The sequence below is a fragment of the Streptomyces sp. SID5464 genome (genome assembly GCF_009862985.1).
Lineage (GTDB): Bacteria > Actinomycetota > Actinomycetes > Streptomycetales > Streptomycetaceae > Streptomyces > Streptomyces chartreusis_D.
Genome location: NZ_WWIQ01000020.1, coordinates 36,403 through 51,317, shown reverse-complemented (window position 1 = coordinate 51,317; position 14,915 = coordinate 36,403). Strand labels below are relative to the sequence as shown.

Below are 14,915 nucleotides of genomic sequence, written 5' to 3'. Positions count from 1 at the left end.
CTGTCGTCACCAACACGATACGCTCCTGGAGCGAGCCCACCACGCCAAGGGGGCGAATCGTATGAATCCACGGGGTACGGCCCACGTCGACACCTTCGCCCGTGACCATCTGCCACCCCCGGACCAATGGCCCGAGCTCCGTTTCGACCTTCCGGAGCTGCGCTACCCCGAACGGCTCAACTGCGCCGCCGAACTGCTGAGCGGCCCGCCCGGCGACCGCCCGGCCTTCCTCACCCGGGCCGGAGAACCATGGACGTACGCCGATCTGCGCGCCCGCGTCGACCGCGTCGCACACCTGCTCACCGGCGAACTCGGCGTCGTCCCCGGCAACCGCGTGCTGCTGCGCGGTCCCACCACACCGTGGCTCGCGGCCTGCTGGCTGGCGGTGCTGAAGGCGGGGGCCGTGGCGGTCACCGTGCTCGCCCAGCAGCGCCCGCACGAGCTGGGCACGATGTGCGAGATCGCCCGGGTCCGGCACGCGCTGTGCGACATCCGGGCCGTCGACGACCTCGCCAAGGCCGAGATCCCGGGCCTGCGGATCACGACCTACGGCGGCGACGCCCCCGACGACCTCCTCAACCGCCCGGCGCCCGGCACACCGTACGAGGCCGTCGACACGGCGGCCGACGACGTCGCGCTGATCGCCTTCACCTCCGGCACCACCGGCCGCCCCAAGGGCTGCATGCACTTCCACCGGGACGTCCTGGCGATCGCCGACACCTTCTCCCGGCACGTGCTGCGCCCGCGCGCCGACGACGTGTTCACGGGCAGCCCCCCGCTCGGCTTCACCTTCGGCCTCGGCGGGCTGGTGGTCTTCCCGCTGCGGGCCGGGGCGAGTGCGCTGCTGCTCGAACAGGCCGGTCCGAGGCAACTGCTGCCGGCCATCGCCGGGCACCGGGTGTCCGTGCTGTTCACGGCCCCTACGGCGTACCGCGCGATGCTCGACGAGCTGGACGGGTACGACGTCTCGTCCCTGCGCCGCTGCGTCTCGGCCGGCGAGAACCTGCCGGCGGCCACCTGGAAGGCATGGCACGAACGCACCGGCGTGCGCGTCATCAACGGCATCGGCGCCACCGAGCTGCTGCACATCTTCATCTCCGCCGCCGACGAGCGGATCCGCCCCGGCACGACGGGCGTTCCCGTGCCGGGCTGGCACGCGCGCGTGCAGGACGAGCACGGCGAGCCGGTACCCGACGGGGAGCCGGGACTGCTCGCGGTGCGCGGACCGGTCGGCTGCCGCTACCTCGCCGACCCGCGGCAGCGGGAGTACGTACGCGGCGGCTGGAACATCACCGGTGACACCTACGTCCGCGAACCCGACGGCTTCTTCCGGTACGTCGCCCGCGCCGACGACATGATCATCTCGGCCGGTTACAACATCGCCGGACCGGAGGTCGAGGACGCGCTGCTGCGGCACCCGGACGTGGTGGAGGCGGCGGTCGTGGGGCGGCCCGACGAGGCCCGCGGGCAGGTCGTCGTGGCCTTCGCCGTCCTCAAGGAAGGCGCCGACCGGGATGCCGAGGCGCTGCGCGCCTTCGTGAAGAGCGAGCTGGCGCCGTACAAGTGCCCGCGCGAGATCGTCTTCCTGGACGCGCTGCCGCGCACGGCCACCGGCAAGCTCCAGCGGTTCAGGCTGCGCACGGGAGGGCTCCCGGACGGCGGCACCGCAGGCGACCGGGAGTGACCCGTACGACCTAAGATGATCAACGTGTCCGACCAGCATGCACCACGGTCTCTCATCGTCACGCTCTACGGCGCGTACGGCCGCTTCGCGACGGGTCCCGTGCCCGTCGCCGAGCTGATCCGGCTGCTCGCCGCGGTCGGCGTCGACGCCCCGTCCGTACGCTCCTCGGTGTCGCGGCTGAAGAGACGCGGGCTGCTCGTGCCCGCCCGCACCGCCCAGGGCGCCGCCGGGTACGAACTGTCCCCGGACGCCCGCCAGTTGCTCGACGACGGCGACCGGCGCATCTACGCCACGGCGCCGCCCGAGGACGAGGGCTGGGTGCTCGTCGTGTTCTCCGTGCCGGAGTCGGAGCGGCAGAAGCGGCACGTGCTGCGCTCCCGGCTGGCCGGCCTCGGTTTCGGCACGGCCGCGCCCGGCGTGTGGATCGCGCCCGCGCGGTTGCACGATGAGACCCGGCACACACTCCAGCGGCTGCGGCTGGACACCTACGTCGACTTCTTCCGCGGTGACCACCTCGGCTTCGCCCCGACCGCGGAGGCCGTCGCCCGCTGGTGGGACCTGGCCGCCATCGCCAAGCAGCACGAGGCGTTCCTCGACCGCCACGCCCCCGTGCTGCACGACTGGGAGAAACGCGACGACACCCCGCCGGAGGAGGCCTACCGCGACTACCTCCTCGCCCTGGACTCCTGGCGCCACCTCCCCTACACCGACCCCGGTCTGCCGTCCGCACTGCTCCCCCGGGACTGGCCTGGCACCCGCTCGTCAGCGGTGTTCCAGGGCCTGCACGAGCGGCTGCGGGACGCGGGCGCTACGTTCGTGGGGCTGCTCAGCGCCCCAGAGTGAGGCGCGGCCTGGGCGCGTCCGTGCGGCCCGTCTGGGGGCGGCGGCTGCCCGCGCGGTACGGGGCGGGCCAGACGGCGCCGGGGCCCGTGTAGCCCTGTTCGGCCGCCGCGTGCAGCGTCCAGTGCGGGTCGTAGAGGTGGGGGCGGGCCAGGGCGCACAGATCCGTGCGGCCCGCCAGGATCAGCGAGTTGACGTCGTCCCAGGAGGAGATCGCGCCGACCGCGATCACGGGGACGCCGGTGGCGTGGCGGATGCGGTCCGCGAAGGGCGTCTGGTACGACCGCCCGAACTCCGGCCGCTCGTCCGCCACCACCTGCCCCGTCGACACGTCGATCGCGTCGGCGCCGTGCGCGGCGAAGGCCCGGGCGATCTCGACGGCCTCCTCGGCGGTCGTCCCGCCCTCGGCCCAGTCCGTGGCGGAGATCCGGACGGTCATGGGCCGCTCGCCCGGCCAGACGTTCCGTACGGCGTCGAACACCTCCAGCGGGAAACGGAGCCGCTTCTCCAGCGGGCCGCCGTAGGCGTCGGTGCGGCGGTTGGTCAGCGGGGAGAGGAAGCCGGAGAGCAGGTACCCGTGGGCGCAGTGCAGTTCGAGCAGGTCGAATCCGGCCCGGGCGGCGCGGCAGGCCGCGGCCGCGAACTGCTCGCGGATGTCGGTGAGCTGGGCGCGGGACAGCTCGCGCGGAGTCTGGCTGAACCGCTTGTACGGGAGCGCGGAGGCGGCCACGAGCGGCCAGTTGCCCTCCTCCAGCGGCTCGTCCATGCCCTCCCACATCGGCTTCGTGGAGCCCTTGCGGCCGCTGTGGCCGAGCTGCACGCCGATCGCGGTGCCGGGTGCCCGGTCGTGCACGAAGTTCGTGATCCGCCGCCAGGCCTCGGCCTGCCGGCCGGTGTAGAGGCCGGCGCAGCCGGGCGTGATCCTGCCCTCCTCGCTGACACACACCATCTCGGTCATCACCAGCCCTGCCCCGCCCATCGCCCGCGCGCCCAGATGGACGAGGTGGAAGTCGCCGGGGACGCCGTCGACGGCCGAGTACATGTCCATGGGCGAGACGACGACCCGGTTGCGCAGGGTCAGGCCGCGCAGCCGGAACGGCGTGAACATCGGGGGCGTGCCGGGCGGGCAGCCGAACTCGCGCTCGACCGTCTCCGTGAAGCGGGCGTCGCGCAGCCGCAGGTTGTCGTGGGTGACGCGGCGGCTGCGGGTGAGCAGGTTGAAGGCGAACTGGCGGGGCGGCTGGTCCAGGTACAGGGCGAGGTTCTCGAACCACTCCAGGCTGGCCCGGGCCGCGCGCTGCGTGGAGGCGACGACGGGCCGCCGTTCCGCCTCGTACGCGGCCAGGGCGTGGTCCAGCGTGTCCTGTTCCTCCAGGCAGGCGGCCAGGGCCAGGGCGTCCTCGACGGCGAGCTTGGTGCCGGAGCCGATGGAGAAGTGGGCGGTGTGGGCGGCGTCGCCGAGGAGGACGACGTTGCCGTGCGACCAGCGGTCGTTGACGACCGTGCGGAAGGTCGTCCATGCCGAGTTGTTGGACTTCAGGGGGCGGCCGCGGAGTGCTTCCGCGAAGATCTTGGCGCAGCGTTCGATCGACTCCGTTTCGCCGAGCTCGTCGAATCCGGCCGCGTGCCAGACCTCCTCGCGCATCTCGATGATCACGGTCGAGGCGTCCGGCGCGTAGGGGTAGCCGTGCAGCTGCATCACGCCGTGTTCGGTCTCGGCGATCTCGAAGCGGAAGGAGTCGAAGGGGAAGTCGGCGGCGAGCCAGATGTAGCGGCAGCGGTGTGCGGTGACCCGGGGGCGGAAGACGTCCGCGTGGGTCTCGCGTGTGGTGCTGTGGATGCCGTCGGCGGCGATGACCAGGTCGTGGGTCCGCGGGAGGTCTTTCGGAGCCTCGGTGTGGAAGCGGAGGTCGACGCCGAGGTCGCGGCAGCGGGTGTGGAGGATGTCGAGGAGGCGCCTGCGGCCGAGTGCGGCGAATCCGTGGCCGCCGGAGGTGTGGCGGGCGTTGCGGTGGACGATGTCGATGTCGTCCCAGCGGACGAAGTCCCTCTGGAGGGCCTCGTAGACCTGGGGGTCGGCGTGTTCTATACCGCCGAGGGTTTCGTCGGAGAGGACCACGCCGAAGCCGAAGGTGGTGTCCGGGGGGTTGCGCTCCCAGACGGTGATGGCGCGGGTGGGGTCCAGGCGTTTGAGGAGGGCGGCGGCGTAGAGGCCGCCGGGGCCGCCGCCGATGATCGCGACGCGTAGGGGGTCGCTCTTGTCGTTGGGCGGCTGCGGGTGCGTTGCGGCTTGTCGCGCCCCGCGGCGGAGCCGCAGATCGGCACAGCCCCGCGCCCCTCCAGGTACATCCACTACCGTCCGCTCCATTTCGGGGGGCGCTTTTCTGTGAATGCCGCGTGGAACTCCGCGTAGTCCTCTCCTGTCATCAGGAGGGCCTGAGTCGAGGCGTCGAGCTCCACCGATGCCGCCAGGGGCATGTCCAGCTCGGCCGTGAGGAGGGCCTTCGTCTGGGCGAAGGCGAGGGCCGGGCCGTCCGCCAGCCGGCGGGCCAGGATCCCGGCCGCCTCGTCCGCCCGGCCCTCCTCCGTCAGTTCGCTGATCAGGCCGATGCGCTCCGCCTCGGGGGCCCGGACGGCGTCGCCCAGCATGAGGAGGCGGGTGGCGTGGCCGAGCCCTACGACCCTGGGCAGGAGGTAGGCCGCGCCCATGTCGCCGCCGGAGAGGCCGACGCGGGTGAAGAGGAAGGCGAAACGGGCCGTGGGGTCGGCCACGCGGAAGTCGGCGGCCAGGGCGAGCACCGCTCCGGCCCCGGCCGCCACGCCCTGCACCGCCGCGATCACGGGGAAGGGGCACTCCCGGACGGCCCGGACCACCTGGCCGGTCATCCGGTTGAAGTCGAGGAGCTGGGCGGTGTCCATGGACAGCGTGGCGCCGATGATCTCGTCCACGTCGCCGCCGGAGCAGAAGCCGCGGCCCTCGCCTGCCAGCACCAGGGCCCGTACGGACCGCTCCCGGGACAGCTCCGCGAGCAGGTCGCGCAGGTCGGCGTAGGCACCGAAGGTGAGCGCGTTGAGCTTCTCGGGGCGGGCCAGGGTGACGGTGGCGACGCCGTCGGTGACGTCGACGCGCAGGTGCTCCCAGCTCGGGGTGCGGGCGGCGGAGCCGGTGAAGGGACTCATGACGTGCGGCCTCCTCGGGCGGGCACTGCCTCACTGAGCTCTACCCCACGAAGTTATCACTCATCCGTGACTGTCGTCATGAGTGCGCGATAGGCCGTCCGGGTAGGACTTCCTGGGGAGCCGGGTGTGAACCGGGCCGGTCACATCCGTCACAGATCGTCCACACCGGCGTAACGGCGGGAGCAGCTGTGCGCGGCACCGCGTTCACCTGGGTAAGCCGTGCGGCAAGGGGGCCGCAGGTCCCCCGACAGTGCCCCTCGGACGCCTCGGAAGAGTGGCGCCGTACCATTCATAAGGTTGAAAGCAGGATGTCCTGCTCCATGAACGGACCCGCCTTGTACGAACTCCCCTCAGCCCCCGCCTCCTGGCGCATCGCGCTGCCGCACACCGCAGCGGCGGTGCCCGTGGCCCGTGCCCTGGTCCGTACGGCGCTGGCCGAGCTGGAGCACGGGGCCGACTGCGACACCGCGGAGCTGCTCACGGCGGAGCTGGTGGCCAACGCCGTGGAGCACACCTCCGGGCGGGGGCCGATAGAGCTGGTGGTGGAGCTGATGGCGTCGGGCTGCCAGGTCGAGGTGCACGACACCGACCCGAAGCCGCCCGGCGATCTGACGTGTCCGTCCGGCGGGCTGCCCGACCCCTGGCAGGAGCACGGGCGCGGCCTGCTCCTGATCCGCACCCTGAGCTCGTCGTGCGGGCACCGGCCGACCGAGTCCGGCAAGGCGGTGTGGTTCAGACTGCCGGTGGTACCGGCTCAGCGGCGCCCGTCGGCCTGACAGGCGGGCGACGTGGGGGCTGGTGGGGCGCGGTTCAGCCGAGCGTCGCGACCAGCACCGCCTTGATGGTGTGCAGTCGGTTCTCCGCCTCGTCGAAGACCACGGAGTGCGCCGACTCGAAGACCTCGTCCGACACCTCCAGGTACTCCAGGCCGTGGGCCGCGTGGATCTCCTGGCCGACCTTGGTGCCGAGGTCGTGGAAGGCGGGCAGGCAGTGCAGGAACTTCACGTCCGGGTTGCCGGTGGCGCGCAGGACGTCCATGGTCACGGCGTACGGGGCGAGGGCGGTGATGCGCTCGGCCCAGACCTCCTTCGGCTCGCCCATGGAGACCCAGACGTCGGTGGCGACGAAGTCGGCGCCACGGACACCCTCGTCCAGGGTCTCGGTGAGGGTGATGCGGGCGCCGCTGGTCTCGGCGAGCGCGCGGGCCCGGTCGACGACCTCCTCGGCCGGCCAGTACTCCTTCGGGGCCACGAGCCGCACGTCCATGCCGAGCAGGGCGCCGGTGACCAGGTAGGAGTTGCCCATGTTGAAGCGGGCGTCACCCAGGTAGGCGAAGGCGATCCGGGGCAGCGGCTTGGCGCAGTGCTCGGTCATGGTGAGCACATCGGCGAGCATCTGGGTGGGGTGCCAGTCGTCGGTGAGCCCGTTGTAGACCGGCACACCGGCGTACGCCGCCAGCTCCTCCACCTTCTGCTGGCTGTCGCCCCGGTACTCGATCCCGTCGTACATCCGGCCCAGCACCCGCGCGGTGTCCCGCACCGACTCCTTGTGGCCGATCTGCGAGCCGGACGGGTCGAGGTACGTCGTCGAGGCGCCCTGGTCGGCGGCCGCGACCTCGAAGGCGCAGCGGGTGCGGGTGGAGGTCTTCTCGAAGATCAGCGCGATGTTCCGGCCCCGCAGATACTGCGTCTCGGTCCCGGCCTTCTTGGCGGCCTTCAGTTCGGAGGCCAGCTCGACCAGGCCACGGAACTCCTCCTCGGTGAAGTCCAGCTCCTTGAGGAAGTGGCGGCCGGCGAGGGCGGTCGGGACTGTCGCCATGGGGCGCTCCAGGGATACGGCGGTGCGGGGACGGACAGGACTACTGGAATACTATACGAAACTCAGCATGCCTATACGTTACGGTGGGTGCTCATACGGCCTCTCGTTCGACCGGACAGCTCATGCACCGCGGCCCGCCCCTCCCCCGCCCCAGCTCGCTGCCCGGGATCTCTATCACTTCGATGCCCTGTTTGCGCAGGTGGGTGTTGGTGGTGGCGTTCCGCTCGTAGGCGACCACGACGCCGGGTTCGACGGCCAGGACGTTGCAGCCGTCGTCCCACTGCTCGCGTTCGGCCGCGTGCACGTCCTGGGTGGCGGTCAGCACCCGGATCTCGTTCAGGCCCAGCGCGGCGGCGATCGCGCGGTGCATGTGCTCCGGCGGATGGTCGGTGACCTTCAGCTCCTTCTCGCCGACGCCCGGTTCGATGGTGTACGAGCGGAGCATGCCGAGCCCCGCGTACTGGGTGAAGGTGTCGCCGTCGACCATCGTCATCACGGTGTCGAGATGCATGAAGGCACGCCGCTTGGGCATGTCGAGGGCCACGATCGTCTCGGCGGAACCGGCGGCGAACAGCTTGTGCGCGAGCATCTCGACGGCCTGGGGCGTGGTGCGCTCGCTCATGCCGATGAGCACCGCCCCGTTGCCGATGACGAGGACGTCCCCGCCCTCGATGGTGGAGGGATAGTCGGCCTGCCCCTCGGACCAGATGTGGAAGGTCTCGTCGCGGAACAGCGGGTGGTGCCGGTAGATCGCCTCGAAGTGCACGGTCTCGCGCTGCCGGGCGGGCCAGCGCATGGCGTTGATGGAGACGCCGTCGTAGATCCACGCGGAGGTGTCGCGGGTGAAGAGGTGGTTGGGCAGGGGGTCCAGCAGGAAGTCGTCCAGTTCCATGACGTGGAAGCGCACCGAGGTCGGCTCCGGGTGCACGTCGAGGAACTCGCGCTTGGTCATGCCGCCGACCAGGAGCTCGGCCAGCTCCGCCGCGGGCAGGTTCTCGAACGCGGCTCTCAGATGGTCGGTGGCCAGCGGGCCGTACTCCTTCTCGTCGAAGACGCGGTCCAGGACGAGGGCCCTGGCCGCCGGGACCTGAAGGGCCTCGGTCAGCAGGTCACCGAAGAGGTGGACGGTGACGCCCCGGTCGCGCAGCACGTCGGCGAACCCGTCGTGCTCGGCGCGGGCCCTGCGCACCCACAGCACGTCGTCGAAGAGGAGCGAGGTCTTGTTGCTGGGGGTGAGCCTCTTGAGCTCGAGATCGGGCCGGTGCAGGATGACGCGGCGCAGCCGCCCGGCCTCGGAGTGGACGTGGTAAGCCATGCCTCCATCCTGACCACCGGAGCGCCTGTTGACGCGCTGCTCGCGTGTTTCGACGAACTCTTGTTTGCGTCCGCCTGACGACAACCAGCCCGCGCCGGGACGCCGCCGGTCAGCCGCTGGGCAGCGGCTGGAGCAGCTCCGGCCGGGCCAGCATGCGCCGCGTCGCCCGGCCCGGTTCGAGCACGGCCCGGGCGACGATCCAGCCGGCCAGGGCGTGCGGCTCGGCAGGGTCGGCGGCCAGCTGTCCGGCGTACCGGGCGAGCGCGGCGGCCGCGTCCCCGGCGGCCAGGTGCTCGTCGGCGGTGTGCGGGGTGGCGGGGCGGTCGGCGAAGGCGTGCGTGCGCACGTCGGGCCAGGAGGTGCGGTCGGGGCGGAAGCGGGGGCCGTCCGACGGTATCTCCACCGCGGGATCGACGTTACGCAGCCGCCATTCGGTGCGGTGCAGCGCGGCGGCCGTACGGGCACGGCTGAGGGCGGCGTGCGGGACCGGCTCGCGCAGCCAGCCGTCGAGCGTGCCGGCGAGGCCCGACACGAGGGCCCGGCCCTGCGGGGTGAGACGGCCGCTGGCCAGCAGGGTGCGCACGACGAGGCGGCTCTGCAGCCGGCGCAGCGCGAAGTGGTACCCGGCCGTGTCGGCCGCCCGGTCGTCCCGCGCCCCGGCCAGGCGGTCCCGCCAGAAGCCCGTGACACCGGTGAAGGCGTAAGCCCCGTGCAGCAGGCCGGTCAGATGCCGTGGGTCGGGCCGCCAGGGGGCGTAGTACTGCTCCTCGCGGTCGTCGTCGAGCAGCGGGAAGAGGTGCAGCAGGGCGGCGAGCTTGCTGTGCTGGAACTCGTGCACCAGCGTCTCGGCGAGGGCCACGGCGGAGGAGGTGCGGGCGATCACCATGGCCCCGAAGGAGTCGCCGCTGGAGGCGGAGACCAGGACGGTGGGCGGGGCGGGCGGCAGCGTGCCGGTACGCCCCCACGGCACGACGGCCCGGATCGCCCCGGGGTCGAACCGGCCTGGCCCGTCGCCGCCGGGCCCGGCGAGCAGGGTGACGGCCTCCTCGAACAGCCGCTGCCACGCCTCGGCCTCGTCGTCGTCGAGCCGTGCGGGCGGGAGGGGGTCGTCCAGGTCGCGGTAGGGGTCCAGGTCTTCGAGCGGGATGGCGAGCGGCCCGGCGGGGGTGTGGTGGGTGAGGGTGCGCAGCGGAAGCCACGCGCCCGGGCCGGGTGCCTCGGCGGCCGGTGCCGGGGCCTCCGCGGCCGGCGACGGCAGGGGTTGCGTCGCCGGGTGGACCGTCACCGATACGGTGCCGCCGTCCCGGCCCGGACCGGACAGCACCAGCTCGCCCCCGCTCGTTCGGGCCCGGCCGACCGTGAATCCCCTTTCGGCACCGGGAAGTCGGGCCAGTCCCAGCCCCGGCAGCGGCAGTCCGCCGTCGCTGAGGGACACCCTGAGATCCGCCCGCGTACCGGCCCGGACGGACGCCGCGAGGGCGAGGGCGCACAGGTGCCCGGCCTCCGCCCACAGCGGTGGGCCCGACGCCGTGCCGTGCAGTCGGCGCAGCACATGGGCGATCCAGCCGCCGGTCGCCGGGGCGAGCAGCAGCCGGTCGACCGGCCCGGGCGCCACCGCGGCGGCCTCCTTGAGGACGGCCCAGGCCTCGGCGGCCGGGCTCAGCGGCGTGCGCAGCGTGCCGAGCCGGTCCAGCAGGGTCCGCAGGAGCAGCAGCCTGCGCGCCCGCTCGGCCCGTTCGAGGAAGGCGACGGCCTCCGCGGAGCCGCCTCCCGCGGCCAGCTCCGCGAAGATCCGCTCGGGCATGCGAAACGGGGCGGGGCGCGGCGCGCTGGGCATGCGGGACCTCCCGTCGGGGGTGCGGGCATGGAGCCCCGGCGGTCTTCGAGGCCTCCTGGGCCGCCTGCCGTCGGGGACTGGAAGGCTATTCGGCCCGGGCGGTCCCTTCGTTGCCTCCTCTGATGCTGTCGCGTGCGCGCAGGACCTCGCCCAGAAGACGGGCGGAGGGGGGCAAAGGGGCGAGACGGTCCACCGCGGTCACGGGCAACTCCGCCAGGTCGGCAAGATCCGACTCCCAGACGTCGGTACCAGCAGCGGTGGCCGGCTCAGGAACGGCGGCTTCGGCGTGGCACAGAGCGGGCGGCTGGTCCAAGATGCTCCCCCTTCTCGCACGGTGGCACGCGATGCCCCGTGCCCGTGTCCATGTCCATCATGGCCATTCCTGCCCGGGTCGAAAACCGTACGATCACGCCACCCGATCATTTCTGATCGCGCGGGCGCCCGACGGAGTCCGCGAACTCCCTTAGGGCAGACCCTAGTTCGCCCTTGAGGACCGGATCGTCGTCGAGGGAGACGACGGCGTCGAACAGCTCCCACAGCATCTCCGGCCGACTCCGGGCCAGCCTGTTGAGGATGCCGACGACATCCGTGCGGGCCTTGCTGTGACGAGGCAGCGTCGCAGTGACACGCGGGTCCAGCGTGCCCACCACCGCCTGCCGTTCGACGGGATCCCCCATCGCCGGATAGGCGAGGAACGCGTCGACCGCCCGCTGCAACGGTGAAGCCGGGCGCGCCCCGGCACCCGCCTGAGCCGGCGTCACGATCTCGGTGCGCTCGGGGCTCTGGAGCCGAATCTCCGGATACTGGAGAGTACGTCCCGCTTCCCTGAGGGCCGCGATACGCGCCCTTACGGCCGGAAACAGTCCCTCCGGATCGGGCGGGGCGGGCAGGACGGCCGCCTCCTCGGCCAGCAGCCCGAGCAGGATCTCGGAGAACAGCCCCGTACCGCGCTCGGGGTCGTTGGCGGCGACCCGTCCGCGCCCGGCCGCCCGTAGCAGCGTCTGCCGGTGGGCGAGGTTGCGCCGCCCCACCGGCAGGGCGTCCGGCGGCAGTTGCTCCCGGAAGGCGAGGTCCTCCTCGAAGGTCTCGCAGGCGTCCACGATCCACAGCTGCTCGCCGAAGGCCGGTACGGCGTCCCCCGCGTACCGGTCGAGCGCGGAATCCAGGTCGATGCCCAGCTTGTCGGCGGTACTGGCGTCCGCACAGAACAACCGCAGGTGCCCGGCCAGGTCGAGAACACCGTGCCCGCCCCACCACACCCAGAGGACATCGCCCTGGGCCAGGGGCAGTTCCCGGACGAGGACGCGGCGCAGGGTGGCATGGTCGGCTGGGTGATACGGAACGTCCGGGACGTAGGACGGCAGGGGGGCGAGATGGAGCCGGAGCTGCTCGTCCGGCACCCCGGCGGCCCGCAGCAGCCGGTGGAAGGCCACGGCGTCCCGGGCCGGCCCGGGCAGGTCCCAGCCGGGTCCGGCGTCGTACCGCTCGACACCGACGATCAGCGCGTGCACCCGGGCGGGACTCACGGCAGCCGGTCCACGATGTGCCGGTAGACCTCGGGGTTCGTCCAATAGGCGCTGTGCGAGGCCGGGAAGGGCTGGCGGCTGTCGACCGGGACGTCCGTGACGCGGCCCGGGAACAGGCCCGCGCCGAGGTAGGAGAGCAGGTCACGGGGGTCGTACAGGTTCAGCCAGTCGGGCATGTACGGTGGGAGCGGGGCGGGGTGTTCGAGGGAGGGCAGGGACCCGGACTCGTACAGGAACGGCCCTTGGGATCCCGCCGTCACCAGGAGCCGGACCTGTGGCAGCGGAGTGGAGATCAGGGTGTCCAGGGCGATGATCCCGCCCAGGCTGTGGCCGACCAGGGCGACCGGCGGTTCCAGGCCCGCGACCAGGTCGCGCAGGCCGGTGCGGGCGGCCTCGCCCCGGCTGAGATACCGCAGGATGTCACCGGCGGCCGGATGGGCGGCCTCGGTGAGGGCGCGCCGGCGGCGCACGGCGGCACGGGATGCCGCCGAACCCGCGACCCGCAGCACCAGGGAGCGCACCCCGCGTTCCGTGCCCCGCGGCTGTGCACCGAGTGTCGCGGCGAGCCGGTCGGTGACCGCGTCACGCAGGTCGCCGACCGGCACGAGCGGGGCGTCGGAGTCCAGGGCGTCGGCGAGGACCCGGGCGGTCAGACTGCGGGCGGCGAGGATCGCCAGGTCGTCCGGAGCGAGGGCCTCGGCGGCGGGCCCGAGGAGTGGATGAGCCGCCAGGTCCGTGGCGGCGCGGGCCAGGCCCGGCCCCAACTCGGCGGCGGGCGCGTCCCCTTGCGCGGCGAGAGCGGCGAGGCGCGCCCGGATCGCGTGATCGGGCGGCAGGGAACCGGGCGCCCTCTCGGTGACCTGCGGCGCACCGGCCGCCGCGAGGACGAGTTCGGCGTACGGGTCGGCGTAGAGCGCGGCCCAGGCGGCGGCCGCCTCGTCTCCGGGGGACCGCCCGGCCGGTCCCCGGGACGTGCCGCCCGGCTCCGCCGGCAGACTGGCCCCGCCGGCGGCGAGCGTGGCGCCGTGCGTGCCTCCCCAGTAGTAGGGCACGATGCGAAGTCCCTCGCGCAGGGCGGTCAGTCCGGCCGCCACGCGCCCCGCAAGCTTCGAGAAGCCTGGTTCCCGCACCCCTGTTCCATGAATGAAGACGACTGTCGCCATGTGCCCCCCGTGACACCCGTGCGGAGTTGTGTACGACTGCCGATACTCCGTCAAGTTACCAGTATCATGGGGAAGTTGGAGTCGAGCACACGTGCGAGGACCCACCCACGGCCGGAACCGGCGGTCACGACAACTGGACACAGGGGGACGCAGTGGGCGCTGAAGCGGTGGTCACGCATTTCCTGTTCGCCTCGGCCCTGATTCTTGCGATCGGCCATGGCGCCGGCTGGGTGGCACAGCGCCTGAAGCAGCCGTACATCGTGGGCCAGTTGACGGCGGGCATCGCCCTCGGCCCCTCGCTGCTCGGCAGCACCGCGCCGGATGCCTACACGCTGCTGTTCCCCCAGGAGATCGGCATCGCACTGAACGGGCTCGCGCAGTTCGCCCTGGTGGTCTTCCTGTTCGCGGTGGGATACGAGCTGGATCTGAAGATCCTGGGCGACCGGGCGCGTACGGCGGTGACGGTGGCCCTGGCGGCGTTCGTGGTGCCGATGGCCGTCGGGAGCGGCTGCGCGCTGCTGTTCCGGGAGCAGTTGCGGGCACTGGACTTGCCCGCGCTCACGGTCGGCATGGTGCTGTTCGCCGGCGTCGCCCTGTCGATAACGGCCGTACCGGTGCTGACGGCCATCGTGCGGGAGAACGGTCTGGCCGACACGGTGCCGGGAGTCCTCGCGGTGTCCGCCGCCGGGCTGCTCGACGTGATCGGCTGGACGGTGCTGGCCGGGACGATGCTGGACGGCGACAGCGGGCAGCACGCGCTGGGCTGGCAGTGGCGGGCGCCCATCGCGGCCGGTTTCGCCGTGCTGATGCTGGTGGCGGCCCGGCCGGTGCTGCGCAGGCTGCTGTGGCGGACCCGGATGGAGCCGTCCCTGCGGCTGGCGCTGCTGATCGGCTTCGCCTGCGCGTCGGCGTCCGTGACGCAGTTCCTCGGGCTGCACGCGATCTGCGGCGCGCTGCTCGCGGGGATCGTCTGCCCGCGTCAGGACGACGGCACGCTCGACCCGGACCTGCTGCGGCCCCTGCACATCGTCAGCTCCCTGCTGGTGCCCTACTTCTTCGTCTTCTCCGGGCAGTCCGTCACCCTCAACAACATGACCGCCACCGGGTGGATCGCGCTGCTGGTGGTGACGGTGCTGGCGGTCACCACGAAGGTCGGCAGTGGCGTGGTGGCGGCCCGCGTGGGCGGACTGGACCGGGACGACGCACGGACCGTCGGTGTCCTGCTGAGCGCCCGGGGCCTCACGGAGCTGATCGCCCTCAACGCCGGTCTCCAGGCGGGCCTGGTGAGCAAGCCCCTCTACACGGTGCTGGTCTTCATGGCCCTCGCCACGACGCTGCTGACCCAGCCCCTGCTGATCCTGGTCCGCCGACTGTCGGACCACGAGCCGACCCGCGTCCCGGGCCGTGCGGAGAGCGTGACCGTCCTGCCGCTCCAGGACCACATCGCCGACGCCCCGGTGCCCCCTCGCCCGTCGGACGGCACGTCCACCACGCCGGTGGCGGACGCGGGCTGACCTGCCCGGGGCGGCACACGGGCGCCACCCCGGACGAG

The 14,915-nt window shown here is 72.6% G+C and carries 11 protein-coding genes; 4 read left to right on the top strand and 7 right to left on the bottom strand.

Going from position 1 to position 14,915, the window contains the following annotated elements:
• The first annotated feature begins 61 nt into the window (after positions 1-61).
• Positions 62-1,684, top strand: a complete 1,623-nt coding sequence (locus GTY47_RS13015) for an AMP-binding protein (RefSeq protein WP_010033848.1) — start codon at positions 62-64, stop codon at positions 1,682-1,684.
• 15 nt (positions 1,685-1,699) lie between these two features.
• Entirely contained in the window at positions 1,700-2,527 is an 828-nt protein-coding gene (locus GTY47_RS13010) for a PaaX family transcriptional regulator C-terminal domain-containing protein (RefSeq protein ID WP_010033847.1), read from the top strand.
• Here the strand turns inward: GTY47_RS13010 and GTY47_RS13005 are convergent.
• Positions 2,511-4,892 carry a bifunctional salicylyl-CoA 5-hydroxylase/oxidoreductase gene (locus GTY47_RS13005; protein WP_040902509.1) on the bottom strand — a complete coding sequence of 794 codons (2,382 nt, stop codon included), beginning with the start codon at positions 4,890-4,892 and terminating at the stop codon, positions 2,511-2,513. The genes GTY47_RS13010 and GTY47_RS13005 overlap by 17 nt on opposite strands.
• On the bottom strand, positions 4,877-5,704 hold the full coding sequence (locus tag GTY47_RS13000) for an enoyl-CoA hydratase family protein (RefSeq protein ID WP_010033843.1): 828 nt from the start codon (positions 5,702-5,704) through the stop codon (positions 4,877-4,879). Before GTY47_RS13000 ends, GTY47_RS13005 begins: the two co-directional genes overlap by 16 nt.
• 308 nt (positions 5,705-6,012) lie before the next feature.
• Between GTY47_RS13000 and GTY47_RS12995 the strand changes: the two genes are divergently transcribed.
• Positions 6,013-6,480: an ATP-binding protein gene (locus GTY47_RS12995; protein ID WP_010033841.1), complete on the top strand. Its 468-nt coding sequence runs from the start codon at positions 6,013-6,015 to the stop codon at positions 6,478-6,480.
• A gap of 34 nt (positions 6,481-6,514) precedes the next feature.
• On the opposite strand, the gene argF is transcribed toward GTY47_RS12995, so the two are convergent.
• The 5 genes from argF to GTY47_RS12970 form a co-directional block, all read right to left on the bottom strand.
• Positions 6,515-7,522 carry an ornithine carbamoyltransferase gene (argF, locus tag GTY47_RS12990; protein ID WP_010033840.1) on the bottom strand — a complete coding sequence of 336 codons (1,008 nt, stop codon included), beginning with the start codon at positions 7,520-7,522 and terminating at the stop codon, positions 6,515-6,517.
• A gap of 91 nt (positions 7,523-7,613) precedes the next feature.
• Entirely contained in the window at positions 7,614-8,837 is a 1,224-nt protein-coding gene (locus tag GTY47_RS12985) for an arginine deiminase (RefSeq protein ID WP_010033839.1), read from the bottom strand.
• Between the two features lie 109 nt (positions 8,838-8,946).
• Positions 8,947-10,674: an HEXXH motif domain-containing protein gene (locus GTY47_RS12980; RefSeq protein ID WP_010033833.1), complete on the bottom strand. Its 1,728-nt coding sequence runs from the start codon at positions 10,672-10,674 to the stop codon at positions 8,947-8,949.
• A gap of 419 nt (positions 10,675-11,093) precedes the next feature.
• The gene (locus tag GTY47_RS12975) at positions 11,094-12,200 is read right to left on the bottom strand and encodes a caspase family protein (protein ID WP_010033830.1); all 1,107 of its coding nucleotides are present in this window, start codon (positions 12,198-12,200) and stop codon (positions 11,094-11,096) included.
• Positions 12,197-13,294, bottom strand: coding sequence for a hypothetical protein (locus GTY47_RS12970; RefSeq protein WP_010033828.1), 1,098 nt, complete (start codon positions 13,292-13,294; stop codon positions 12,197-12,199). Before GTY47_RS12970 ends, GTY47_RS12975 begins: the two co-directional genes overlap by 4 nt.
• 221 nt (positions 13,295-13,515) lie before the next feature.
• On the opposite strand from GTY47_RS12970, the gene GTY47_RS12965 reads away from it, so the two are divergent.
• Entirely contained in the window at positions 13,516-14,877 is a 1,362-nt protein-coding gene (locus GTY47_RS12965) for a cation:proton antiporter (protein ID WP_086012463.1), read from the top strand.
• Positions 14,878-14,915 lie beyond the last annotated feature (38 nt).

Coding starts and splice junctions, on each gene's coding strand:
- GTY47_RS12995 (WP_010033841.1), top strand. CDS start 6,013: ATGTCCTGCTCCATGAACGGACCCGCCTTGTACGAACTCCCCTCAGCC.
- GTY47_RS12980 (WP_010033833.1), bottom strand. CDS start 10,674: ATGCCCAGCGCGCCGCGCCCCGCCCCGTTTCGCATGCCCGAGCGGATC.
- argF (WP_010033840.1), bottom strand. CDS start 7,522: ATGGCGACAGTCCCGACCGCCCTCGCCGGCCGCCACTTCCTCAAGGAG.
- GTY47_RS13000 (WP_010033843.1), bottom strand. CDS start 5,704: ATGAGTCCCTTCACCGGCTCCGCCGCCCGCACCCCGAGCTGGGAGCAC.
- GTY47_RS12985 (WP_010033839.1), bottom strand. CDS start 8,837: ATGGCTTACCACGTCCACTCCGAGGCCGGGCGGCTGCGCCGCGTCATC.
- GTY47_RS13005 (WP_040902509.1), bottom strand. CDS start 4,892: ATGGAGCGGACGGTAGTGGATGTACCTGGAGGGGCGCGGGGCTGTGCC.
- GTY47_RS13015 (WP_010033848.1), top strand. CDS start 62: ATGAATCCACGGGGTACGGCCCACGTCGACACCTTCGCCCGTGACCAT.
- GTY47_RS13010 (WP_010033847.1), top strand. CDS start 1,700: ATGATCAACGTGTCCGACCAGCATGCACCACGGTCTCTCATCGTCACG.